23 protein-coding genes and 1 other RNA gene are annotated in these 23,711 nt (G+C 50.6%); 14 read left to right on the top strand and 10 right to left on the bottom strand.

Going from position 1 to position 23,711, the window contains the following annotated elements; all coding sequences use genetic code 11:
* Positions 1–30 precede the first annotated feature (30 nt).
* Both NEV57_RS08870 and tgt read right to left on the bottom strand, forming a co-directional pair.
* On the bottom strand, positions 31–1,107 hold the full coding sequence (locus NEV57_RS08870) for an LptF/LptG family permease (RefSeq protein ID WP_257657957.1): 1,077 nt from the start codon (positions 1,105–1,107) through the stop codon (positions 31–33).
* 37 nt (positions 1,108–1,144) lie between these two features.
* Complete coding sequence (gene tgt, locus NEV57_RS08865; RefSeq protein ID WP_257657956.1) at positions 1,145–2,275, bottom strand: tRNA guanosine(34) transglycosylase Tgt; 1,131 nt, start codon at positions 2,273–2,275, stop codon at positions 1,145–1,147.
* A gap of 121 nt (positions 2,276–2,396) precedes the next feature.
* On the opposite strand from tgt, the gene NEV57_RS08860 reads away from it, so the two are divergent.
* Positions 2,397–3,539: a glycosyltransferase gene (locus NEV57_RS08860; protein ID WP_257657955.1), complete on the top strand. Its 1,143-nt coding sequence runs from the start codon at positions 2,397–2,399 to the stop codon at positions 3,537–3,539.
* Positions 3,540–3,577: 38 nt separating this feature from the next.
* On the top strand, positions 3,578–4,192 hold the full coding sequence (gene rsmG, locus NEV57_RS08855) for a 16S rRNA (guanine(527)-N(7))-methyltransferase RsmG (RefSeq protein ID WP_257658023.1): 615 nt from the start codon (positions 3,578–3,580) through the stop codon (positions 4,190–4,192).
* 7 nt (positions 4,193–4,199) lie between these two features.
* Here the strand turns inward: rsmG and NEV57_RS08850 are convergent, their stop codons facing one another.
* Positions 4,200–4,718, bottom strand: a complete 519-nt coding sequence (locus NEV57_RS08850; RefSeq protein ID WP_257657954.1) for a DinB family protein — start codon at positions 4,716–4,718, stop codon at positions 4,200–4,202.
* Between the two features lie 244 nt (positions 4,719–4,962).
* Between NEV57_RS08850 and NEV57_RS08845 the strand changes: the two genes are divergently transcribed.
* From NEV57_RS08845 to NEV57_RS08830, 4 genes are read left to right on the top strand one after another with little or no spacing between them, the layout of a single operon-like run.
* Complete coding sequence (locus NEV57_RS08845) at positions 4,963–5,961, top strand: SPFH domain-containing protein (protein ID WP_257657953.1); 999 nt, start codon at positions 4,963–4,965, stop codon at positions 5,959–5,961.
* A gap of 9 nt (positions 5,962–5,970) precedes the next feature.
* A complete protein-coding gene (locus tag NEV57_RS08840; protein WP_257657952.1) occupies positions 5,971–6,231 on the top strand; it encodes a hypothetical protein in 261 nt (86 codons plus the stop codon).
* On the top strand, positions 6,212–7,003 hold the full coding sequence (locus tag NEV57_RS08835; RefSeq protein ID WP_257657951.1) for a hypothetical protein: 792 nt from the start codon (positions 6,212–6,214) through the stop codon (positions 7,001–7,003). The genes NEV57_RS08840 and NEV57_RS08835 overlap by 20 nt, the downstream gene beginning before the upstream one ends.
* Positions 7,004–7,027: 24 nt before the next feature.
* A complete protein-coding gene (locus NEV57_RS08830; protein WP_257657950.1) occupies positions 7,028–7,786 on the top strand; it encodes a DUF6620 family protein in 759 nt (252 codons plus the stop codon).
* A 75-nt stretch (positions 7,787–7,861) separates the two neighbouring features.
* On the opposite strand, the gene NEV57_RS08825 is transcribed toward NEV57_RS08830, so the two are convergent.
* Entirely contained in the window at positions 7,862–9,841 is a 1,980-nt protein-coding gene (locus NEV57_RS08825; RefSeq protein ID WP_257657949.1) for a tetratricopeptide repeat protein, read from the bottom strand.
* Positions 9,842–10,013: 172 nt separating this feature from the next.
* Here NEV57_RS08825 and dprA point away from each other — a divergent pair, with 172 nt between their 5' ends.
* The 5 genes from dprA (at position 10,014) to NEV57_RS08800 (ending at position 13,793) form a co-directional block, all read left to right on the top strand.
* Positions 10,014–11,120, top strand: a complete 1,107-nt coding sequence (gene dprA / locus NEV57_RS08820; protein WP_257657948.1) for a DNA-processing protein DprA — start codon at positions 10,014–10,016, stop codon at positions 11,118–11,120.
* Between the two features lie 69 nt (positions 11,121–11,189).
* An RNA gene (ffs, locus tag NEV57_RS08815) (signal recognition particle sRNA small type) lies at positions 11,190–11,288 on the top strand.
* Positions 11,289–11,476: 188 nt separating this feature from the next.
* Positions 11,477–12,322, top strand: a complete 846-nt coding sequence (accD, locus tag NEV57_RS08810; protein WP_257657947.1) for an acetyl-CoA carboxylase, carboxyltransferase subunit beta — start codon at positions 11,477–11,479, stop codon at positions 12,320–12,322.
* A 102-nt stretch (positions 12,323–12,424) separates the two neighbouring features.
* The gene (locus NEV57_RS08805; RefSeq protein WP_257657946.1) at positions 12,425–13,393 is read left to right on the top strand and encodes a peptidoglycan DD-metalloendopeptidase family protein; all 969 of its coding nucleotides are present in this window, start codon (positions 12,425–12,427) and stop codon (positions 13,391–13,393) included.
* Between the two features lie 64 nt (positions 13,394–13,457).
* On the top strand, positions 13,458–13,793 hold the full coding sequence (locus tag NEV57_RS08800; RefSeq protein WP_257657945.1) for a MerR family transcriptional regulator: 336 nt from the start codon (positions 13,458–13,460) through the stop codon (positions 13,791–13,793).
* Here NEV57_RS08800 and fbp read toward each other — a convergent pair.
* The 6 genes from fbp to alaS form a co-directional block, all read right to left on the bottom strand.
* Entirely contained in the window at positions 13,790–14,827 is a 1,038-nt protein-coding gene (fbp, locus tag NEV57_RS08795; protein ID WP_257657944.1) for a class 1 fructose-bisphosphatase, read from the bottom strand. The two genes, NEV57_RS08800 and fbp, sit on opposite strands and share 4 nt — an antisense overlap.
* 97 nt (positions 14,828–14,924) lie before the next feature.
* The gene (locus tag NEV57_RS08790) at positions 14,925–15,419 is read right to left on the bottom strand and encodes a metallophosphoesterase family protein (RefSeq protein ID WP_257657943.1); all 495 of its coding nucleotides are present in this window, start codon (positions 15,417–15,419) and stop codon (positions 14,925–14,927) included.
* 35 nt (positions 15,420–15,454) lie between these two features.
* Complete coding sequence (locus NEV57_RS08785; protein WP_257657942.1) at positions 15,455–16,165, bottom strand: tRNA1(Val) (adenine(37)-N6)-methyltransferase; 711 nt, start codon at positions 16,163–16,165, stop codon at positions 15,455–15,457.
* A gap of 47 nt (positions 16,166–16,212) precedes the next feature.
* On the bottom strand, positions 16,213–16,899 hold the full coding sequence (locus NEV57_RS08780) for a response regulator transcription factor (RefSeq protein WP_257657941.1): 687 nt from the start codon (positions 16,897–16,899) through the stop codon (positions 16,213–16,215).
* Between the two features lie 102 nt (positions 16,900–17,001).
* Entirely contained in the window at positions 17,002–18,099 is a 1,098-nt protein-coding gene (locus NEV57_RS08775) for a TlpA disulfide reductase family protein (protein WP_257657940.1), read from the bottom strand.
* 9 nt (positions 18,100–18,108) lie between these two features.
* The gene (gene alaS / locus NEV57_RS08770) at positions 18,109–20,739 is read right to left on the bottom strand and encodes an alanine--tRNA ligase (RefSeq protein ID WP_257657939.1); all 2,631 of its coding nucleotides are present in this window, start codon (positions 20,737–20,739) and stop codon (positions 18,109–18,111) included.
* 207 nt (positions 20,740–20,946) lie between these two features.
* Between alaS and NEV57_RS08765 the strand changes: the two genes are divergently transcribed.
* From NEV57_RS08765 to NEV57_RS08755, 3 genes are all read left to right on the top strand, one after another.
* A complete protein-coding gene (locus NEV57_RS08765; protein ID WP_257657938.1) occupies positions 20,947–21,558 on the top strand; it encodes a SatD family protein in 612 nt (203 codons plus the stop codon).
* Entirely contained in the window at positions 21,555–22,277 is a 723-nt protein-coding gene (locus NEV57_RS08760) for a DUF3307 domain-containing protein (protein WP_257657937.1), read from the top strand. Before NEV57_RS08765 ends, NEV57_RS08760 begins: the two co-directional genes overlap by 4 nt.
* A gap of 86 nt (positions 22,278–22,363) precedes the next feature.
* Positions 22,364–23,680, top strand: coding sequence for an OmpA family protein (locus NEV57_RS08755; RefSeq protein WP_257657936.1), 1,317 nt, complete (start codon positions 22,364–22,366; stop codon positions 23,678–23,680).
* Positions 23,681–23,711 lie beyond the last annotated feature (31 nt).

The raw sequence follows: 23,711 nt of genomic DNA, 5'->3' as shown, positions 1-23,711 counted from the left end.
GGCATTTTTTATGCTATTGCGGTCTGGTGATTACTTAGGGGCCTTGTGCAGCAGGTACATGGCCAGCAGGCCGAAAATAACGTTGGGAATAAAAACCGCGACCAATGGCGGAAGTCCGCCCTTGAGCGAAAACATCGTCGAAAACTGGATAAACACAATGTAGGTAAAGCTTAGACCGATCCCGATCCCCAGGCTGAGACCAATCCCTCCCCTCACCTTCTTGGACGACAACGCTACGCCCATCAGGGTCAGTACGTAAGCCGCCAGCGGATTGACGAAACGTTTATATTTTTCGAGCAGCAGGTCGACCATCATCCCCGTTCCACGGGTCTTCTCCTTTTCAATCCGGTCGTTCAGTTCCGTCATGTTCATCGCGGTGAAGATGTTGTCGTAAACCTCAAAATCCCGGGGGTGCATGTCCAGTATGGTATCCTTGGTCCGTCCCTTGATCATTTCTTCATGCAGGTTGTCTATTAAGCGCACCGTGTAGTTCTCGATGCGCCATCGGCTCTGCACGGAATCCCACATGATACGGTCAGCCATCAGTTTCTCCGTCAGCTCCTCCCCCTTGAATTTCTCGAGCACAAAATTGTAACCGATTTTGCGGTTGTTATCGAAATTATCAATGTAGACGTAACTGTTGCTATCGATCTGCATGTGTGTCGAGCTTTTGGTATTATTCTCCACCGGCTTAACATAAATCCGCTCAAAGCCTACTTTCAGTTTATTGGTCCGGGGAATAATATATACATTGAACGCATAATTAAGCAGACAGATCACGGTCGCTGCCATCATATACGGACGGACAAACCGGTTGAAGCTCATGCCGCCGCTCAGGATTGGTACAATCTCCGTCTGATCGGCCATCTTGGCCGTAAAAAAAATCACTGCGATGAAGTTAATCAGCGGTGACAGCATGTTGATGTAGAAGGGGATAAACCCGGCGTAGTATTCAAAAATAATCTTGGAGAGCGGCGCCTTGTTTTTCATGAAATCATCCAGCCGCTCGGAAATATCAAAAATAACCGCCACCACCACAAAGATGGCAATGGTGAACACGAACGTGCTCAGGTATTTTTTGATGATGTATTTGTCGATGAGTTTCATCCGGGTCTTTTGTTTAGCGACTACCGTACTGTGGCCGTTATATTTTTTCGCCCAGTTGCCGGACCATCCGGTTCTTCCATTCGCAAAAATCGCCAGCGGCAATCCGTTCCCGTGCTTCGTTAACCAGCCAAAGGTAGAAATGCAGGTTATGCAACGACGCGATCTGCGCACCGAGAATTTCCTGCGAGCGGATCAGGTGCCGTAAATAAGCCTTGCTGTACGCCCGGTCGGCCCATAGGTCGCTTTCCGCATCAATGGGCGAAAAATCCGATTCCCATTTTTTATTCTTGATGTTAATGACGCCCTGCCGCGTAAAGAGCATGCCATTACGGGCATTGCGCGTAGGCATTACGCAATCGAACATGTCGATTCCAAGGGCAATATTCTCCAGCAGATTCACCGGGGTACCCACACCCATTAAATAACGGGGTTTATCTTCGGGTAGTATGTCACAGACAATCTCGGTCATTGCATACATTTCCTCGGCCGGCTCCCCTACCGAAAGCCCCCCAATGGCATTCCCATCGCGACCGAAACTGGCAATGGTTTCGGCGGACTGCCGGCGCAGGTCTTTATATACCGACCCCTGCACGATCGGGAACAGGGTCTGTTCATAGCCGTACAGCGGCTCGGTACTGTCAAATCGGGCACAGCACCGGCTGAGCCAGCGGTGAGTCATCGCCATCGAGTGTTTGGCATACTTATATTCACAGGGGTAAGGTGTGCATTCATCAAAAGCCATCACGATATCCGCGCCAATCACCCGCTGGGTATCCATCACATTCTCGGGAGTAAACAGGTGTTTGGAACCGTCTATGTGTGAACGGAAGGTCACCCCCTCCTCCCTGATTTTGCGCACCTCGGTCAGCGAATACACTTGATATCCACCACTGTCTGTCAGCAGCGGCCTGTCCCAGCCATTGAAGCGGTGCAGTCCGCCCGCCGCCTGCAATACCTCCAGTCCGGGGCGCAGGTAAAGGTGGTAGGTATTGCCCAGGATAATCTGTGCATTAATGTCGTCTGCCAGCTCGCGCTGATGGACGGCCTTTACCGTGCCAGCCGTTCCCACCGGCATGAAAATGGGGGTCTGGATAGTCCCATGTGCGGTTTCAATACTTCCTGTACGTGCTTTGGATTGTTTGTCCTTTGCCTGGAGGGTAAATTTCATGCTGTTCAATGTTGCGCAAAAATAGCTAAATTGCTGCTGATATCCAACTTACGGACAGGCAGGCATATAAACGCGGACAGCTGCTTAAAATTCAAAATTAACCTATTATCTTTGGCAACCTATGGATGTATTCAACCAAATAGACGGCCTGCTCCCCTTATTACTACTTGGAATATTCGGACTTCTGCTGCTCATCCAACTGTATTTCCTGCTGTTCGTATACCGTAAACTGGCCGCATATAAAGTACCGTCGGAGACAACCAATGCCGCGGAACTTCCGTTGTCTGTCGTTATCTGCGCACGGAACGAAGAGGAAAACCTGCGGCAGAACCTGCCAAAAGTGCTCAGCCAGGATTATCCCGCATTTGAGGTGATTCTGGTGAACGATTTTTCAGAAGATGAAAGCAAGTGGCTGCTGAAGGACCTCGCCACCCAGTACCCGAACCTGAAAGTGGTGGAAATTGCCGAGCATGTCCGGCTGAAACACGGCAAGAAATTTGCCGTTACACTGGGTATTAAAGGTGCCCGGTATGAGCATATCGTATTCACCGATGCCGATTGCGTGCCCGAATCGGACCAATGGCTGCGGCATATGGCGCAAGCCTTTACCGGTGGTGAAGAAATTGTGCTGGGCTATTCACCTTATGCCAAAGGACGGGGAATACTGAATGCGCTCATCCGTTTCGAAACGTTCCACACAGCAATGAGTTACCTCGCTTATGCCCTTAAGGGGAAGGCTTACATGGGTGTCGGCCGCAACATGGCCTATACCAAAAGCCTTTTTTTCCGGGGGAAGGGTTTTGCGGCACACATGCACATTCCCTCGGGCGACGATGACCTGTTTGTCAATCAGAATGCGACACCCCATAACACGGTCATCTGCATTCATCCGGAAGCACACGTATGGAGTGCACCGAAAACAACCTTTGCAGCATATTATCGCCAGAAGACGAGGCATGCCGGCGCTTCAAAAGCATATAAACCGGCACATAGGCGCATGCTGGCCACGCAGTTGACCAGTGCCTTTTTATTTTATGTTACGGCAATTGCGTTGTTAATAGCGTTTCCGCAATATTGGCCCGTTGTGCTGGGTGGATACCTGCTGCGGCTGCTGCTGCAATTGCTTATTTATTTCCCGGTTATGCGGAAGTTACAGGTAAAGGGCCTGATTTGGACACTTCCTTTGCTTGACTTCTGCTATTACATGTATATTTGCATAAATGGTTTTTTTGCACTATTCAGAAAAGAAGTAAGGTGGAAGTAGATTTTGAATCCGCATTTGTACTCGATCCGGGCGTTGACATGATTTACCGGTATTTTCCCGATTTATCCGACAAACAGCGGAAACAGTTCCGGTTGCTCGGCGATTTATATCCCTACTGGAACCACCAGATCAACGTCGTGTCACGAAAAGATATTGGCCAGTTATACCTGCACCATGTGCTCCACGCACTGGGTATAGCGAAGTTTACCGGCTTTGTGCCCGGCACCCGCATACTGGATGTGGGGACGGGTGGCGGATTTCCGGGGATTCCGCTGGCCATCCTGTTTCCGGAGGTGCAGTTTCACCTGGTGGATTCCATCCGCAAAAAAATCAAGGTGGTTCGCGAGGTTGCCGCCGCCGTGGAGCTGGATAATGTGGAAGCCGACCATATCCGCGCCGAGCAACTCGATGACAAATACGATTTTGTTGTTTCCCGTGCTGTAACCCGGCTGGCCGAATTTTATCCCTGGGTACGCAATAAATTCCTGAAAAAAGACCGCAATGCGCTTCCGAACGGCACGCTCTATTTAAAGGGGGGTGATCTGCGTGAGGAAATTGCGGAAGCGCGGCTGCAGGCGGAAATCCATCCGCTTTCTGCTTATTTTACCGAAGATTTTTTCTCCACCAAGCACATTGTCTACATCCCGGCGTAAGTAACACTTACCGGCTTAGCAAAGGCAATAGACGGACCGTTACCAGCAGCTGCCCGAGGTGACGCTGTGTGTGTTCTGCCGCATGGAAGAGTAATCCCAGCTGGGTAGTGGGTATCCGCTTTCTGCCCAGGTACCGGATATCGGTTAATGTGGTCTCATCCGTCTGTTTCAACTGCTGTATTGCGGTATCGACCCGACTGCCAAAAGCCGCAACCAGTGCAGCAGCGTTTAACAGTGGGTCCTGCGCGCCCTCCATCCGGAGACCGTTCAGTTGCTCCGCCGAAAGCGTTTTATCCGCCGCATAAGTAAACAGTCGTTCGGTTACGCCTGCCATGTGCTGCAGATGGAAACCCACGGAGGCCATTCCTCCCGGCTTTTCCCATAATAACCGGTCGTCAAATCCCTGCAAGTAACGCGTTACCTCTTCTTTTGCCTGCAATAATGCATGGGCTACCGGCTGCAGGAGCGATGGTACGCCTGCTATCGGGCCACGCATCCAGACTTCGGGCTGTGGGTCATTGTTCATATGGTGTGGTGCTGATGTTACCAAAGATACGTTTTTTGGCGTCATAACACTGACAGGACAGCGAAGACACCCACTGACAGGCTGATTGTAGTCGTTTTATAGACACCAAAAAAAGACGTGTAGTCACTCCGTATACGGCCGGTATTTGGTCGTTGGCCGGTGCTGCGCGTACCTTTGGAAAGCGGTATAGCCGTCGCCATGACACCAGCTATCCCCTACTTAGTACCACGTAACTCACATGACCATGAGCAAGCCAACATCCGTATTACCCTACCTGGAAATTATTGAATGGGTCGAACACCGGCCTGATCTGATGATGTGGAAAATTCCCGACGGGGACAAGGAAATAAAAAACGGCGCTAAGCTTATCGTCCGGGAAAGCCAGGTGGCTATGCTGCTGAACGAGGGAAAAATAGCGGATGTTTTCCAGGCCGGGACGCACACGTTGAACACACAGAATATTCCAGTGCTGTCTCGGCTAAAAGGATGGAAATACGGCTTTGAAAGTCCTTTTAAGGCCGATGTTTATTTCTTTTCGGTTAAGCAGTTTGTCAACCTTCGTTGGGGAACACCGTCACCGGTTATGATGCGCGACCCACAGTTTGGACAGGTACGCGTACGGGCATTTGGGACCTACAATGTCCGTATCCGCGATTTTTCCAGGTTTTTCACCGAATATGCAGGCACATTTCCCGAGCTTACCAGTGCTGAATTTGAGCAGCAGCTACGCAATTTTATTGCACCCAGATTCGGTGAGGCACTGGCGCTTTCAAACATTTCCGTACTGGACGTCGCCGGCAATTTATCTGCGCTGAACAGCCGCATTCAACCGCTGATACAACCTTATTTTGATGACCTCGGTGTGGAAATCACGCAATTTACCGTCTCCGGCACGAGCCTGCCCGATGAGGTGAGCCGCTATTACGACAAGGTAACAGGCATGAATATGGTCAGTGATCCGGATCGTTTTCAAAAATTCAACACGGCGATTGCCACCAGCAGCGAACACCATCCCGTACAGGGTGGCGCACAGCAAGGGGTGGCTATGGGCATGCTGTTCAATCAAATGAACCAGGCATCGCAGCAACCGGCAGCGGCAGCAGCGCCGGCTACCGGTCCGGTCCCGCAGGACATCGAGACCATTGCTTCACGGCTGAAGGCATTGAAGGCGCTTTTTGAACAGCACCTCATTGACGAGGCCGAATACAAAGAAAAAAAGGCAGCACTGATTGAGGCACTTTAACCCCCACACATGGAAAACAAAAAGACACCGTCGTTGATTGCGCGTCTCAGGCGTCAGGCTAGGGAACAGGCACGGACACCCCTGACGGCGGAGCACGCCCATACTCAAACGGTAACTTGCCTCAATTGCGGCGCCGGAAGGGCAAAACCAGACGGTTTAACGCACTGTGCCTATTGCGGTCATGCATTTACGGAACACCGCATGACCGATGGCATCCATATTAAACATCATAACAACTCCAACAACAATAATGATGGCTCTTTTCAGTAACAAAAACAGTAATCGCTCAACCGATACTCCCCCTTCCGGTGTGGTAAACCGGCTCCGGGTATTCCTGGATAAGTTAACTGCGAAGGCGGACGAATTATACCGCGAAACGCAGGAAAATGCCCAGGCGGTAGCCGATGAGGATACCGACCCCTATAAGCGCGGCTTTCATCAATTCAAGGCCGGCGTTATCGGACAGTTCCAGTCCCTGCTGCGAAAAGCGGACCATATCTATCAAACCGAGGTACTGCCTAAAGCAGGGCTCTTCGAACAGACAGAAGCTTCCCTGTTATTCTCCCGGTGGCATAGCAACGTACTGCAACAACTGACGACGGCATTTGATGGCATCCAGCTCCGCGATCTGGAAAAAGAGTACCGCGAAATCATGGACGATTACAACCGGGTGAAAGAGCGCTTCCATTGTCAGCAATGTGGCGGAAAACTGGAAATCAATGCATTATACTACATTTCCACGTATGTGGAATGTGCACACTGTAAAACACAGAACACATTTCACCCGGGCACAAAAACACGCTTACTGGAGCTCATTTGCCGTGATCTTGCGGAACTCCGCCACCACGGTCTCCGGGAAGCATACCGGGCCGAGCGCGAAGCAAAGGGGGCGAAAGCTGCGCTGGACAGCTACACCCGCTACCTGCGGGCGGTATTTGATGAAATGGGTCGAATCCAGCCCGGCATGGAAGCGGAGCATGAAAAATTCTACCAGCGGCTCATAACGGATTACCAACGGTTTGAATACCTACAGGACATTTAATATTAACTTTTAAAACTTATTGCCATGTTTAAGAAAATGTTTAAAAATCTGACGGACAACCTGATAAATCAAAAGAACGAAGCGGGCGAGCAGGCTGGTTCTTTTGTCGACCAGATCAAAAATGCAATGGCCGGGCAGGTTGTCCAGCATCATTTTGATGCCGGTGCAGCGTCCGTGGGGATGACTACCATGAACACTGCCAAAGAAGATCCCAATGACCCGCTGCTGCAGCCGATACATGGCGTCAGCATTGCCGATTACGCGGCCGGAATGCTGAAAATAGGTGAAGGGGTTTCTGCCGATCAAATCGCGGCGGCATTGGGCGTGGAACGTCCCATGTGGGATGAAGCCCGGACATTATGGGAAAGCCGCATGAAAGAAGACGGTTCATTCAATGTGATCAACGTGTACACGAAATATTACGGCGAGGCGAAAACACATGAAAAACTGGGCAGCCTGGTGTCCGACCAGCCGGCCACGTCCGACATACCCGCTGAAGAGGCCAATGCTAACCTGCAGAAAGTGACAGACGACAAATACTTCTTCTTTGAATTGCAGGGCGCATTGCAGGCGGCTTACGACAACGGCATGGATGGCGCACAATGGCTTCTGGATACTTACGGTTTCAACGTCAGCCAGTTAAATTCCGCAGGTGTAAAATGGATGAGCAACATGGGCGTTATGATGCAGATGATTGACCACCAGGATAAGAAACAGAAGGAATACAGCGAAAAGTTCGCCAGGGACTTAGGCGGAAATATTGCCGACGACGTTGAGTTTTAATACCGTCCTCATCGGATAGACTATCGCACCAAGGGCCACTCGGATACCAAATTCAACTATGCGCCCCCGCAGCAATCAGGAACGCGGGGGCGCATCCACAAGTTCCTGCAATACCAGATCCAGATCGTCCTCTTTCGAAAGACTGAGCTTTTGTTTAATGCGGTATTTGCTCATACGTACGCTTTTGGGCTCCACATTTAACACGGATGAAATTTCCTTGGTGGAGAGTTTCAGGTGGATATAAGCACAGTATTTTAAATCCAGCTCGGTCAATTTAGCGGTAGATAACGCTTTCAGCTTCAGAAAAAACGTGGGGTGGATGTCCCTAAACTCCTTCGTGGATTTATCCAATATTTCTTCATTTCGTAGTTCATCCCGCAAAATCTTGTCCATCGTTCCGGGATTATCAGTAGCGTCCAACTGATCGAAGCGGTCTTTAAGCTCCCGCAGCAGCTGGTTTTTGCGATCAATCTGCAGTGCGTCTGCCAGTGCTTCACGGTGCAGCTGCTCTTTTTGCATCTGCAGCAGTTCTTGCTCAGCCTTCAGGCGCGCTTCCTCTTCCTGTTTAAGGCGGAGCTGCATCCGCGCATTACGTTCGGCCTCTGCCTTTTCGACCAGGAGGAAACGTTTCTCCTGTTCCTTCATATTGGCCATGGCTACCGCCTCTTCCTTTTCCTTTTGCAATCGCAGCCGATGCTCGGCATACAGCTTTGTTTTATTGCGGAATGAATAATACAACAGCACCAGCGATACCAATGCCAGCAGGGCAATTCCCAAAAAAAGTAAATTCTGGACTTTTCGGTTTTGCTCCCGTTCTTTCACCACTTCCATTTCTGCGAGAATTGCCTTATTCTCGTACTTCGCTTCCAGCTGCTGTGCCTGGATGACCTGGTTCTGATCAAAGATCCTGCTGTTATACGTTTCCTTGAGTTTGGCGTAGCGCAGCGCCTCGTCGTACCGTCCCATCCGTTCATAGAGCTTGCTCAGCCCGTTGGTCAGTTGCAGGAGGGAGTAAAGGGGCGGGTTCTCTGCATTACTGACTTGCTCGTAGGCATCCAGCAGGTAACGTTCTGCCCCGCTGAAATTACCGGCCTGGAGGGCCAGTTCAGCCATCAGTCCGTTCACATTGCCACGGATCTGAAAATTAAAATCCAGCTGTTCAACTGCTTTGCCTGCTAAAGAAGCGTATTTAATCACGCTGTCCTGTATTGCTTTTTCCTTAATGGAATGGTATTGATAATAGTAGTTTGCAATATTCAGGTTCGCGATCGCATAGGTTTGGTTACTTACCTGATCGGGATACGCGGAAAACAGATCAGCAGCCCGATGTAGGTAGATAAGCATGCTGTCTAAATATGCCCGGTTTTCCGTTTGCTGATAGCGCAATTCCATTCCCACAGACTGTGCCGTATATCCATTGCCGAGCAAGTCGCGGTCCCCTACGTTTAATGCCTCCATTACGGTAAGCTGGGCATACTTATTGGTCAGTTCCACATCATCCCAGCTGGAGTATACCCCATATAAAATATAATAAATACGTGGTTTAAATGCAGGTGTATCTGTTCCCAGCAGCGACAGCGCATGCTGCGCATGGTCTACAGCCAGATCCCTTATGCTCAAATAATTATAATAAGTAGCCAATGCTACATCGGCCATAATGAATGCCTGCTTATCCGCTGATGCACGGGCAACCAGCATTGCGGAATCCGCATACGCCTTGGCTTCCGAAAACGCATTATCATATAGATTCAGCCGACTGAGTTCGCCAAACACCTCGGCCTGCTGCGCGCTGCTGCCCTGTTGATCGGCGATAACTTTTGCTTCTTGGATGAGTTGCCGGTTCCGGGCATAGTTGCCCCGGAGTCGATAAGTTTTTGCCATCTTCAGCAGGGAATCGACCTGTACGGCGGAACGCTGCTGAGTGGTTTGACTTTTCACATCCGGAAACTGGCCGCTGCTTTCCCTGCCGGACGCGGTCCACGGCATCAGAAACAGCAGTATCATAAGCTGTCCGACGAGCCGGATTCCCTTTATGCGCAGTGATGATTCATTCATTAGCAGTTGTAAAAATATAAAAACCGCTGGATAATGTGCCTTTTGTACCGGTTTAAACGCCAAATGACGTATTGCCGTTCCGGAGATGCCTCCTCCGGCACTTCGCTATGGCAAATAAACGGCACGGTGTTTTGGCTAAATCCGTTCGTTTTGCTATATTTAGCACATCAACATGAACCTATTATACCCGATTGCATTGACAAAAATCAAAGGGGTTGGCCCGGTACTGGCCCGCAGCCTGCTTTCTTATTTTGGAAGCGCTGAGGCCGTATTTTCGGCTTCCGGTGCGCAACTGAAATCTATTCCGGGCATCGGGGCCCAGTTATCGGCATCCATCCACGGATCAGCCGTATTGGCCGCTGCGGAGGCCGAGCTCCGCTTCATTGAACAGCATGGGATACAAGTGCTCTTTTATGAATCGGCGGATTACCCCAAACGCCTTAAAGACTGTTTTGATGCGCCTTTGCTTCTTTATTATAAGGGAGCCACTAAGTTAAACAATCCCCGTATCATCAGCGTCGTGGGTGCGCGCAATGCGACGGAATATGGAAAATTCATCTGTACCGAACTGATCCGGGAGCTCGTTCCCTACGATGTGGTGGTAGTCAGTGGGCTGGCCTATGGGATAGACAGCTATGCGCACCGCAACGCCGTAGCACACGGGATTCCTACGGTAGGTGTTATGGGACATGGTCTCGACCGCGTTTATCCCGCGAGTAACCGGGAACTCGCCGCAAAGATGCTGGATAGCGGTGGATTGCTTACCGAATTTCCCTCGGGTACCCGGCCTGACAAACAGCATTTTCCGATGCGCAACCGCATTATCGCCGGACTGGCCGATGTAACCGTGGTCGTGGAGGCGGCAAGTCGCGGCGGGGCACTCATCACTGCGGAACTTGCAAATGGCTACCATCGCGACGTATGTGCCTTTCCGGGCAGTATCCGGCAGGAATTTTCCGCCGGATGCAACTACCTGATCAAAACCAATAGGGCACACCTGATCAGCAATGGAAAGGACCTGGTAAACCTGATGAACTGGACCCCAGCCGGACCGTTGCGGCAGACATTACAACAAGCAGTGCTCCCTTTCTCCCTTTCCGACACCGAACAGGCCTTGCATGATGTAATTAACCAGCTGGGGCAGGCCCGTATTGAGGAACTTGCTTCAAGGCTTATGTGGCCGCAAAGCAAATTGGCCATGGTGCTGCTCGAACTGGAAATGAAAGGGGTGATCTGTGCATTACCGGGCAATAGTTACCGGCTATTATCATCACACTGACAACCAATCAGTTGCTGCAAACAAACAATTTTATTAGGTCAGTAACCCTATTTTTACTACTTTTGCGGTGGGTAAGTCTTTTACGACCAGCTCCTCATAACTCCCCCAGGGTGGGAACACAGCAAGGGTAATGGGTTGTAGCGGTGCGATAAAAGTAGCTTACCCTTTTTTTGTTACGTGCCATACCGGTGATTGTCCGCCGATAACCCATCCTACCGTCCCCTATATCTGCATGTTGCGTAATAAAAACCGCATTTTCATTTTCAGATCATCACGGAGGGTCATTCATTTTTAGCTCACCTTTTGCCGTTTCCTAATATTTTTTCGTTTATTTGCACTCCGATAAAACGATTTGCATGAGCTGGTTTAGACGTGATAAGGCCGGGATAAGCACGGCTACCGAAAATAAAAAGGAAGCGCCTGATGGCCTATGGAACAAGTGTCCATCGTGTAAAAAGCCGTTACTGAATATCGAGCAGATAGAAAACAAGTATGTTTGCCATTATTGTGGCTACCATCTGCGCATTGGTTCAGCGGCGTACTTTTCCATTCTTTTTGATGACAACCAGTTCACAGAGCTATTTGCCGGACTCCGTTCCGGAGACCCGCTTCACTTCGTGGATACCAAAAAATATACAGACCGTTTGGAGGAAAGCTATGCGAAGACAGGGCTGAACGATGCCATTCGTTGCGCTCACGGGAAAGTAGCCGGACAGGATTTGGTATTGGCCTGCATGGATTTTACGTTTATCGGAGGCTCCATGGGTTCGGTAGTAGGCGAGAAAATTGCCCGCTCCATCGATTATTGTCTGGAACATCGCATGCCGTTTATGCTGATCTCCAAATCGGGCGGCGCACGGATGATGGAAGCTGCCTTTTCGCTGATGCAAATGGCAAAGACTTCTGCGAAGCTGGCGCTCCTCAGTGAAGCCAAGCTACCTTACATCTGCCTGCTGACTGACCCCACTACCGGCGGTGTCACCGCTTCATATGCGATGCTGGGTGATATTAATATCGCTGAGCCGGGTGCGCTCATCGGGTTCGCAGGGCCCCGCGTAATTAAGGAAACCATCAAAAAGGACCTTCCCAAAGGTTTCCAGACATCCGAATTCCTGCTGGAGCACGGGTTTCTCGATTTCATTGTGGACCGCCGGCAGTTAAAGGAAAAAATCGCATTATTCCTCCAGCTGGTTAAGCCCTGAAAATAGCCTGTTAGGTTTTAACATTTTTTCACACTTCTGCTACCGCTAAATAGTTATCTTTGGCCGGGCTCCGTCTATCCAACGAAACTAAATAAAAAGCGGATGGCAAAAACGAAGTATCATTACAACTCCCATACCTTAAAGTATGAGAAAGTAAAGACCAGTACCAAAACACGGCTCCTGCGTGTGGTCGGATTTCTCACCAGCTCATTTGCATGTGCGCTTTTTCTGCTGTATGTAGGATTTACCTTTATTGATTCACCAAAAGAAAAGCAGCTGGAACGCGAAATCAGCCAGATGACCCTGCAATACGACATTATGCAAAAACGTCTGGAGCAAATGGATGGGGCGCTGGTTAATATGCAACAGCGCGACGATCATATTTACCGCGTGATTTTTGAAGCCGACCCGATCGATCCCGATGTGCGTAAAGCAGGATTTGGGGGTGTAAACCGTTATCAGCTGCTGGAGCATTTCGACAATTCCGACCTGATGGTCGAGACGGCCAAGAAACTGGATTACATTTCCAAGGCCCTTTACGTTCAGTCAAAATCATATGATGATCTTACGAAGATGGCCGAGTCGAAAACGGAAATGATGGCCAGCATACCGGCAATACAACCAATAGACAGCCGGAAAACGCGCGGAGGGCTCTCGGGTTTCGGCCGCCGGATACACCCCATCTACAAAATCCGGAAAATGCATGCCGGTATCGATTTTACCGCACCTGTGGGCACACCGATCTACGCTACGGGCAACGGCCGCGTGGCAGCAGCGGGTGTGGACAGCGGGTATGGCCGGCGGGTACTTATCGATCATGGGTATAGTTATACGACCCTATATGGTCACATGAGCCGTTTAGCCGTAAAGGCGGGTCAGGAGGTGCGGCGGGGCGACTTAATCGGATATGTGGGTAATACCGGGGCATCAACCGGACCGCACCTGCACTACGAAGTACACAAAAACGGGCGGGCGGTCAATCCGATCAATTTCATTTACAACGACCTTACACCGGCTGAATACGCCGCCATACTGGAAGCGGCCTCCCAGGAGAACCAATCGTTTGATTAGGCAAACGGGAATCGGGAAAATAAAAGAAATTTAGCTAAGTTTGTTTAATCAAATCAGGTGAAAGATGCCTTACAAGGAACGTGAAATTAACAAGCTGTACTACACCATGGGTGAGGTAACTGCCCTCTTTGGCGTAAACGCGTCACAGATACGGTTCTACGAACGCGAATTTGACATTATTCAGCCTAAGAAAAACAAGAAAGGGAACCGCCTGTTCACACCGGACGATATTGCTAACCTGAAAATCATTTTCAATCTGGTCAAAGACAAGGGATATACCCTTCAGGGCGCCCGCGATTACCTGCGGAACAATAAAGGTGAAGCCCGCGAGCATCAGCGTGTTATTGATTCGCTGGAGCGGTTAAAGGTTTTCCTGCTGGAAGTACGCGATAGTCTTTAGCCTGCCGCCGTTACCGGTATGGGTACCGCAACATCCACTGCCTGAAAAAATTCCTCCACCTTATCCACCATCTCCGTGCTGCCAATGAAAATGGGTGTACGCTGATGCAGGTGCTCCGGATGGATCTCAAGGATCCGGCCGCTACCGTCCGTTGCCTTCCCTCCTGCCTGCTCCACAATAAATGCCATTGGATTACATTCATACATCAGCCGCAGTTTACCGTCGGGATGTGAAGATGTGGTTGGATAGAGGAAAATGCCACCCTTGATCAATGTACGGTGTATATCGGCCGCCATGGAACCTATATACCGGGATGTAAACGGTCTGGAAGTAGCCTTATCTTCTACCTGGCAATATTTTATATAATCTTTTACGCCCTGTGGGAATTTGACGTAATTACCTTCGTTAATGGAATAGATAGTTCCGTTTTTAGGAATCCGCATATTCGGGTGCGAAAGACAGAACTCACCGATAGAGGGGTCCAGCGTAAAGCCGTTCACACCCTTTCCAGTGGTATACACCAACATAGTGGATGAGCCATATATGACATATCCGGCGGCAACCTGTTTGGTACCTTCCTGTAAAATCTCTTCGAGCTGCACCGGGCCGTCGGCGGCCGTACGGCGATAGATGGAGAATATCGTACCCACCGATACGTTTACATCCGTATTTGACGAACCGTCCAGTGGATCAATGCAAACGATGTATTTCGCATTCCTGGATATTTCCGATTTGATCGAAACGCATTCGTCGTGTTCTTCGGAAGCCACCACGCAGCATTCCCCGCCACTGCTCAGCGCCGATATGAATTGCTCATCCGCATACACGTCCAGCTTTTTCTGTCCCTCTCCCTGCACATTTGTAGTACCGGTATCGCCCAGAATGTTGACCAGCCCGGCTTTATTCACCTCACGGTTCACAATCTTCGCGGCGATGCCGACGTCGCGCAGTAACCGCGATAACTCACCCTTTGCATATGGAAAGTCGGCCTGTTTTTCAATAATGAACTGTCCCAATGTCGTGACCTTCGTCATAAAAAGCTGTTTAGTTAGTGTATTTGGATTCGCTAAAAACAAAGCAAAATTACGACCAAAAAATCAAAAAACAGGGCACTTAGTGTAAAATACTTTTTTATCTGCCAGCCAGTTCCACCACCTCCAGCTGTTCAATACGCTTTCCATTAATGCTAAATCGTAAAAGCGTCCTTACCTGGTGCCAACCCTGTTTACCTGCGGCACCGGGATTAAGGTGCAGCAGCTGTAATTTCTGGTCATACATTACCTTCAGGATATGAGAGTGGCCACATATAAAGAGCGCTGGCGGGTGCTGATTGATCTCCTTTTTGACCTGGGGACTGTACCGGCCGGGGTATCCCCCGATATGGGTCATCCATACCTCCACTTCCTCACAGCGAAAGCGCAGGTGTTCGGGATACTGCCGGCGGATATCCGGGCCATCGATGTTTCCATATACCCCCCGGAGCGGTTTCATCGCCGCGAGTGTATCTGCCACGGCCAGGCTTCCAAAATCGCCGGCATGCCATATTTCATCACATGCTTCGAAATGTTCCAATAGGGTATCATCAAGGTAATTATGGGTATCCGATAACAGGCCGATCCGAGTCATTTTAATCGTTTGGTTGTGGTAATTCAGGTAAAACGCTAAAATATAATAAAAAAATCGCGAAGCAGCTGCCGGTACGCTTCGCTGTGCCGGCCACGATGCTCGTAGATCACAAAATCGCTCCGGATACCCGTTTCCCCTTCCCTACCCAACGCCAGTATTTTACGTACCGGGCTGTCGTCATCGGTAAACGAATAAACAGCTATCTCCCATTGGATCAGGAGACCGTATTCCGTTGCGGCCCGCTGCGCCACTTGACCGGCCACGGCCGGCGGCAGCACCAGCTGCAGGCTGCCAGTGGGGGTTAACCATGCGGAGGCCCTGGCCAGCATTCCATCAAAAAAAACAATGTCCGTGTGTCTGGCCGTGCGTTTACGTTCATCGGGATTGGCCAGCGACTGTAAAAAATAAGGTGGATTGGAAACGATCAGATCGTACGGTGTGGTAGGCTCAAACGCTTCGAGAGCAACGCCGAAACAGGAAATACGGTTTGCAAAGACTGAAGCATTAAAGTTTTTGCATGCAGTTTGTGCAGTCCCGGGGTCAATCTCGATGGCCGTAATCCGGGTATCCGGAAAGCGCTGGGCGAGCATGAGGGCAATTACCCCGGTTCCGGTACCGATATCCAGCATATTAGCGGGGTTATCGGCGGAGGCCATAGCCCCCAGTAATACCCCATCGGTATTGATTTTCATCGCGCAACCCGTCTGGTCTATTTCAAACCGTTTGAAACGAAATATCTCCGACATAACCTGTCGTAAAATTAGCGTTCTCCCGGGAAAAAACCTATGGAAATCTACGCCTCAAACTTATAGCCCACACCCTTCACGGTGGTCACATACGATTCGCCGATTTTTTCACGCAATTTCCGGATGTGTACATCGATGGTACGGTTAGTAACCACCACTGAGTCTTCCCAGATATTTTTCAGGATCACTTCACGGGTATACACTTTCCCCGGTTTAGATGCAAGCAAATACAGCAGTTCAAACTCCTTTTTTGCCAGCACGATCTTGTTGCCGTTCTTAAATACCAGAAATGCCTCACGATCGATCACCAGGTCAGCGATCTCCAGTTTTTCAGCCGGGAGTTCCTCAGGCTGGGCATTCCGGCGCAGGATGGCGTTAATCCGGCTCAGCAATGCCCGGGGTTTAATGGGCTTGGCAATGTAATCGTCGGCACCGACATTGAAGCCGGCGATTTCCGAATACTCTTCACTCCGAGCCGTAAGAAACACCATAAACGTGCTTTTGAACTCCGGCATGGCGCGCATGATGCGGCAGGCTTCAATACCATCCATCTTGGGCATCATGACATCCAGGATGATCAGGTCGGGCATGGTCTTTTTAGCTGTAGATACCGCCTCCTGTCCATTGGATGCCGTATATACTTGGTAGCCTTCACGCTTCAGATTATAGGCGATCAGCTCCACGATATCCGGTTCGTCATCAACCACCAGGATCTTTTGTTTTGCAGTGCTCATGGTCCTTAATTTTTGGCTAAAGTATGTACTTAATGGTAAGTAACCGTTAATGTAACATTAATAAATCGTTAAACAACACGATTTATTAATGTAAAGGATGCACTAATCCAACGTTTTTTTCAAAAAGGCGGCCAGTTCCGGTCCACGTAGGTTTTTTGCCACAATGACACCATTCGGGTCGATCAGATAGGAGGTAGGAATGGCCTGCAGGCGGTATAATTCCACCACGTCGCTTCCCCAGGCCCGCAGGTCGGACACCTGTGTCCATTCCAGGCCGTCCTGTGTAATGGCCCGCATCCAGGCTCCCGGATTGTCATCAAGCGATACGCCCAGCACAGTGAACCCCTTGTCTTTATACGCATGGTATTGCGCCACGATATTGGGATTTTCCTCCCGGCAGGGAACACACCACGATGCCCAGAAATCAATTAACGTATATTTACCCTGAAAATCGGAAAGCTTTACTGGCTGATTATTGGGTGTCAGCGATTCAAATGCAGGTGCCGGTTGGCCCACTGCAAGTCGCTTTAGTTTGGCCGTTTCGTCTAGAAACCGCCTTACGGTCGCGTTATCGTCCCAGCGTCCGGCAATACGGTCGGCATAAGCCACCAGTTCCGTTTCTGCAATATCCGCATCAAGGGTACTCATGGCGTAGAATCCCGCCAGATCATCATTTTGCTGCGCAAACTGTACTGCATCACCTGTATATTTCTGCATCCCCTCCCGATACCGCAGCAGGAATTCCTGTCGCAGGTTTTCTACCGCTGTGTCCGGCAAATTAGTCGCCTGTTCGGCAAATTCCGCTTCGAGGTCCGCTGCAAATTTTTCCTTTTCCGCACGGGAGGCGGCAAACCCCTTGATTTTAGTTGACAGCTCCGATCCGGATACGGTATAGACATCGCTGGCATTTGCGAGGTCAGCCTCAAAGGCCACGTCATCGCCAGGCTGCAGGATCAGGTGATAGCGGTGCTTACCGGCCTCCAGCGTCAGCAACCGGGGTTGGGATGTTGCCCGCTGAAACCGGAATTGCCCATTCTCTGTCAAAAAAGCCGAATCCAGCTTTCGGTCGCCCTCGTAGAGCACAACCGTCTGGACCGTTTCCGTATTATCGATCCGGCCATTGATCACGAAGCCGCCGTCATTGGAGCATCCCGCCAGAACCAGTATTGCCAGAACCGCAATAATTGTATATTTTCCCATGATATATTATTAATTAACGTCGACCTGTGTTACAAATGCACGCGCCCGGGCCAGCGCATTGGCCAGTCCGCCGCTGTTTTTGCCTCCTGCAGTGGCGTAAAAAGGCTGTCCGCCACCCCCACCCTGGATTTCACGTGCCAGTTCCCGCACAATGTTTCCGGCATGGAGGCCACGACTCTCCACCAAGTCTTCCGACACCACCACGGTAAGCAGGGGTTTATCCTGAATGACAGTTCCCAGCACCAGGAACAGGTTATTGAGTTTTCCTTTCAGTGCATAGGCCAGGGTTTTTACTGTTTCGGCGTTCGGAAGTTCCACTTGCTGGGCAATAAAATGAACCCCGTCGATATTTTCAGCTTTGCCGGCCAATTCGGCCGTGAGCTGCAGTGCCCGGTCCGTAGCGGCACGCTCCGCCTCTTTCCGCAGTGCCACATTCTCCTCCCGCAGTTTACTGAGTGCCTGGACAACATCCTTAGGATTGTTCAGCGATTCCCGCAGCTGGCCGATCGTGTCCAGCTGTTCATAAATAAATCGTTCGGCACCACGGCCGGTAATGGCCTCGATACGGCGTACGCCCGCAGCCACCGCACTTTCCGCAGTCACTTTGAAAAAGCCGATCTGCCCCGTAGCCTGCACGTGTGTGCCACCGCAAAGTTCTTTAGAAAAATGGTCGTCAAACGTAATTACTCGCACATACTCACCGTATTTTTCACCAAACAAGGCCGTAACACCGCTGTCAATCGCCTGCTGGAACGGCACATTCCGCTTTTCCTGCAGTGAAATATTCCGGCGGATGCTGGCGTTGACGATCTGTTCGATCCGCAACAATTCATCGGCCGTTACCTTTGCAAAATGTGCAAAATCAAACCGCAGGTACTCGGCGTTGACCAACGACCCCTTCTGGCTCACATGATCGCCCAGCACATCGCGCAGCGCAGCATGCAGCAGGTGTGTTGCCGAGTGATTGCGTTCGGTATCCAGGCGTCTGGCAGCGTCCACCTTGGCTGTGAATATCCCACCCGGCTGGGCCGGTAATTCATCGGTATAATGAACGGTCAGTCCGTTTTCCTTTTTTGTATCCGTAATGGTTATCGTTTCCCCACTATCGTCGGCGACCAATATGCCCGTATCCCCAACCTGTCCGCCGCCCTCAGCATAAAATGGTGTGGTGGCCAATACCACTTGGTATTGCGTTTTCCCCTTGGCAGTTACCTGCCGGTATTTGAGGATTTCTGTCCGGCATTCCAGTTCGTCGTATCCGACAAAATCCACGGTATCGCCTTCATGTATCGTTAACCAGTCGCCCGTATCAATGGCCGTAGCCGCCCGTGAACGGTTTTTCTGTGCATCAAGCGCTTGCTGAAAGCCAATCATGTCCACCTTTATGCCCTTTTCGCGCGCCAATAGGTCGGTCAGGTCAATAGGGAAGCCAAATGTATCGTATAGTTCAAACGCGAAATCACCGGCAACGGATGTATTTCCGGCTGCATATGCCTCAAATCGCTGCATGCCCGTTACCAGCGTACGCAGGAATGCCTGTTCCTCTTCCAGCACCACCTTTTGCACGAAATTCTGCTGGGCAGCCAGTTCGTCGAAAACACCTTCAAACTGCTGGGCCAGCAAAGGCACCAATTCATGCAAAAAAGGTTCCTTAAAGCCCAGAAACGTATAGGCGTACCGCACTGCACGCCGCAAAATACGGCGGATCACATAACCGGCCTTGTTATTTGCCGGCAACTGGCCGTCGGCGATAGCGAAGCTGATGGCACGGATGTGATCGGCCAGGACCCGCATAGCAATATCGGTCTGTTCGTTACTCCCATATGTTATTCCCGCCCGTTCGGCAATATAGCCGATCAGCGGCTGGAATACGTCGGTATCGTAGTTGGAACGCTTGCCCTGGATGACCCGTACCAAACGTTCAAAGCCCATACCAGTATCCACATGTTTGGCCGGCAGCGGTTTCAATGTTCCGTCTTTCTGGCGGTTAAACTGCATGAATACCAGGTTCCAGATCTCGATGACCTGGGGATGGTCTGCATTTACCAGTGTTTTACCGTCTACAGCCTGCCTTTCGGTGTCGGGGCGGCAGTCTACGTGGATCTCCGAACACGGCCCGCACGGTCCGGTATCGCCCATTTCCCAAAAATTATCCTTTTTATTGCCCAGCAGGATACGATCTTCGGCCATAACTTCTTTCCAGAAATCCTGGGCCTCCGTGTCTTTGGGTAGTCCATCCTGGGCATCACCTTCAAAAATGGTGACATATAGGCGGTCTTTCGGGATGCCATATACGGATGTAATCAGCTCCCAGCTCCATGCAATCGCCTCTTTCTTGAAATAGTCGCCGAAACTCCAGTTGCCCAGCATTTCAAACAAGGTGTGGTGATAGGTATCGATCCCGACCTCATCCAGGTCGTTATGCTTGCCCGACACACGCAGGCAGCGCTGGGTATCGGCCACCCGGTGATACCGGGGCTGCGCCTCGCCCAAAAAGAAATCCTTGAACTGATTCATCCCCGCATTGGTGAACATCAGGGTAGGGTCATTTTTGATTACTACAGGCGCGGAAGGCACAATCTGATGGCCCTTATCCTGGAAAAAAGCCAAAAAGGCTTCGCGGATTTCTTTACTGGTCATTGAAACACTAATGCTATTGAATTTTTTTTGACAAAATTAACGAAAATAGCCTGTTTGTGCAACAAACACTGCGGTTAATTATCTGCCTTAAAGCAGATAACTTTAAATATCTGCTTATAAACAGATAAAAATAAATATCTGCTTTAAGGCAGATAAATTTGCTTTATTTCCAGACATGACTTATTTTTGGGTAACTATTCGGTTACTATGATTGGAGTTATTGTAGGAGACATGATCAATTCCCAGCAGGCCGACCCAGGTGTATGGCTACCTGTATTGAAGGAAACGCTCCGCCGGATCGGTCCTTCGCCGCAGACCTGGGAAATTATCCGGGGCGACAGTTTCCAGCTGGAAATAACTCCAGCCGAAAATGTACTCAGCGAGGCACTGTGCATTAAAGCCACAATGAAAAGCCTTGCCGGTCTCGACGTACGGATGGCGATCGGTATCGGTGCCAAAGCGTACAGTGCGCCAACCATCAGCGAAGCCGGAGGGGAGGCATTCACAAATTCAGGACGGTTGTTTGACCACTTGAAAAAAACCACGCTGGCCATTAAATCACCCTGGAAAGAGGTAGACCGCGTGATGAACCTCTGCCTGGAACTGGCCCTGTTGACCATGGACCGGTGGACTGTCAACTCGGCTGAAATCATGGCTCTCTCCATCCGGCATCCCCAGAAAACGCAACAGGAGCTGGCCCGGCTCATCGGGATCAGCCAGGGGCGGGTAAGCGAGCGGCAGCAGCGTGCGGGACATGAAGAAATTATGAATCTGGACAGGTATTTCAGGGAGCTAATCCAACAAAAGGCAAAAAAATGATCCTTTTTCTCAAGCTATTGCTGGCCCACATTATCGGCGACTTCTGTTTTCAGCCCGACCAATGGGTGGCCGACAAACGGCGGCACAAATACCGGTCAACAAAACTATATGCCCACCTGCTTATCCACGCCATTGCATTGGCTATTGTACTTGGTTTCGACCGGCGTTATTTATGGGGGTTCCTCATCATCATTGCCTCCCATTACCTATTTGACCTCGCCAAGCTATACATGGAAAAAGACCGGCATGCCATCTGGTATTTTTCCATTGATCAATTCCTGCATGTAACGCTGTTGGCCGTAGTTGCATACGCATACGAGCCGTTTTTACTTTCTTTTTCCGGCTTGATTACCGGTCCCGTTCTGCTGTTCGTTACCGCCCTGGCCCTGGCTGTCTTCGTCCCTGCCGTCGTGATCCGGATGCTTATTGCCCAATGGAGTCCCGAAACACGTGAAATGCCGGAAGCATCATTAGTCAAAGCGGGCCGGTTCATCGGCATACTGGAACGGCTCTTTGTTTTTGTCTTCATTATTACCCACCATTGGGAGGCCGTTGGCTTTCTGCTGGCAGCCAAATCCATTTTCCGGTTTGGCGATCTCCGGCAGGGTAAAGACCGGAAACTCACGGAATATGTACTCATCGGCACATTGCTCAGTTTTGGAAGTGCAATCCTAATCGCATTGGCTTACTTATACTTACTGCCCTTAGCTATAAATTAAACTGATTATTAAAATTAATTGGCTCGCTAATTGCGCAGCCCCGCGTAAAAACAACAAATGAAATATTAAACTTCTATCCTATCAACATGCGTATTAACCTGAAAACAGCCGGATTGCTTGCCGTCGCGAGCACACTGGCCACCACGCACCTGAGTGCGCAAACCGTAAACGAAGTCAGCCCCTTTGCACCCGAGTCGGAATACCGCACATGGTCCATCGGTGTAAATCTGGGACTGGTTAATCAGTCAAACCTGATCGGCTTCCGCCGAAATTTCAACAAGCTGGAGCACAACCTGGGCTACGCAATATACGTGAAGCGCCAAGTGCTGCCGGGACTGGGTATCCAGGCCGAATATTTCGGAGGCAAAGTAGCAGGCAGCAACAGTAACAACAGCAACACGTTCGAAACTTCCATTCCCTGGTCGGCGGCACTTTCTGCCCATGTTACCCTGGCCAACATCAACTGGCGGCATCATCAGGGCATTATCAAACCCTACCTGAATGCCGGTATCGGTGCCATGGCGTTCGAGCCAACCGCCACCATCGGCGGCACTAACACCACACAGGAAACCCGTACAGAGGCGTTTATTCCGGTCGGCGCAGGCTTGAAATTTGCCGTGTCCCCTGACATTAACATCGACCTCGGATACCGGCTCAACGCCGTGAATTCACCGGTTGTCGACGGCCTTAGCAGACGTGGACAGAAAGACCTGTTTTCCTACACCCATATCGGCGTAGAGTTTGCCATCGGCGACAAAACCAAGCCGTCATTGGCCAACAGCAACCCGGTGGCCGGCATGCGTCGGGAATACCAGGCCCAGTATGATGAGCTGGCCGCGGTAAAATCTGCCCTGGAAGCCCAGCAGGCGGAGAACAAGAAACTCAGTGCGGAGTTTGCGCAACTGTCCAGCGACCTTGCCGATGATGATGGCGACGGCGTAGCCAATAAATTTGACAAATGTCCGGATACACCGGAAAAAACCAAGGTTGACGGCGCCGGCTGTCCACTGCCGGAAGCGAAAGCCCCCGTGGTACAACAGGTGGTTGTAACGGAAGCGGATCGCCGTGTGGTCGACGAAGCCATCCAGAACCTGGAATTCGATACCGGCAAGTCTACCATACGCGCCACTTCACACGCCAGCCTTAATAAAGTTGCTGCACTGCTGATCGAAAAGAACTTTAGTCTCAAACTGGCCGGACACACCGACAACACCGGATCATTGCAAACGAATCTGCGGCTGTCTAAGAGTCGTGCCGAAGCAGTGAAAGCCTACCTCGTAAGCAAGGGGGCCAACCCGTCGCGCATTGAGGCGACCGGATACGGACCGAACCAACCCATTGCCACGAATGCAACCGCCGAAGGACGGCAACAGAACCGCCGGGTGGAATTTACACTGTATTAATTGGTTATAACCTTTAACCGAAAGCGCCGGT

The sequence above is a fragment of the Parapedobacter lycopersici genome (genome assembly GCF_024643285.1).
In the GTDB taxonomy this organism is placed as follows: domain Bacteria; phylum Bacteroidota; class Bacteroidia; order Sphingobacteriales; family Sphingobacteriaceae; genus Parapedobacter; species Parapedobacter lycopersici.
Note: the sequence above shows the minus strand (reverse complement) of the source record. Positions and strands in the feature narration are given on the sequence as shown.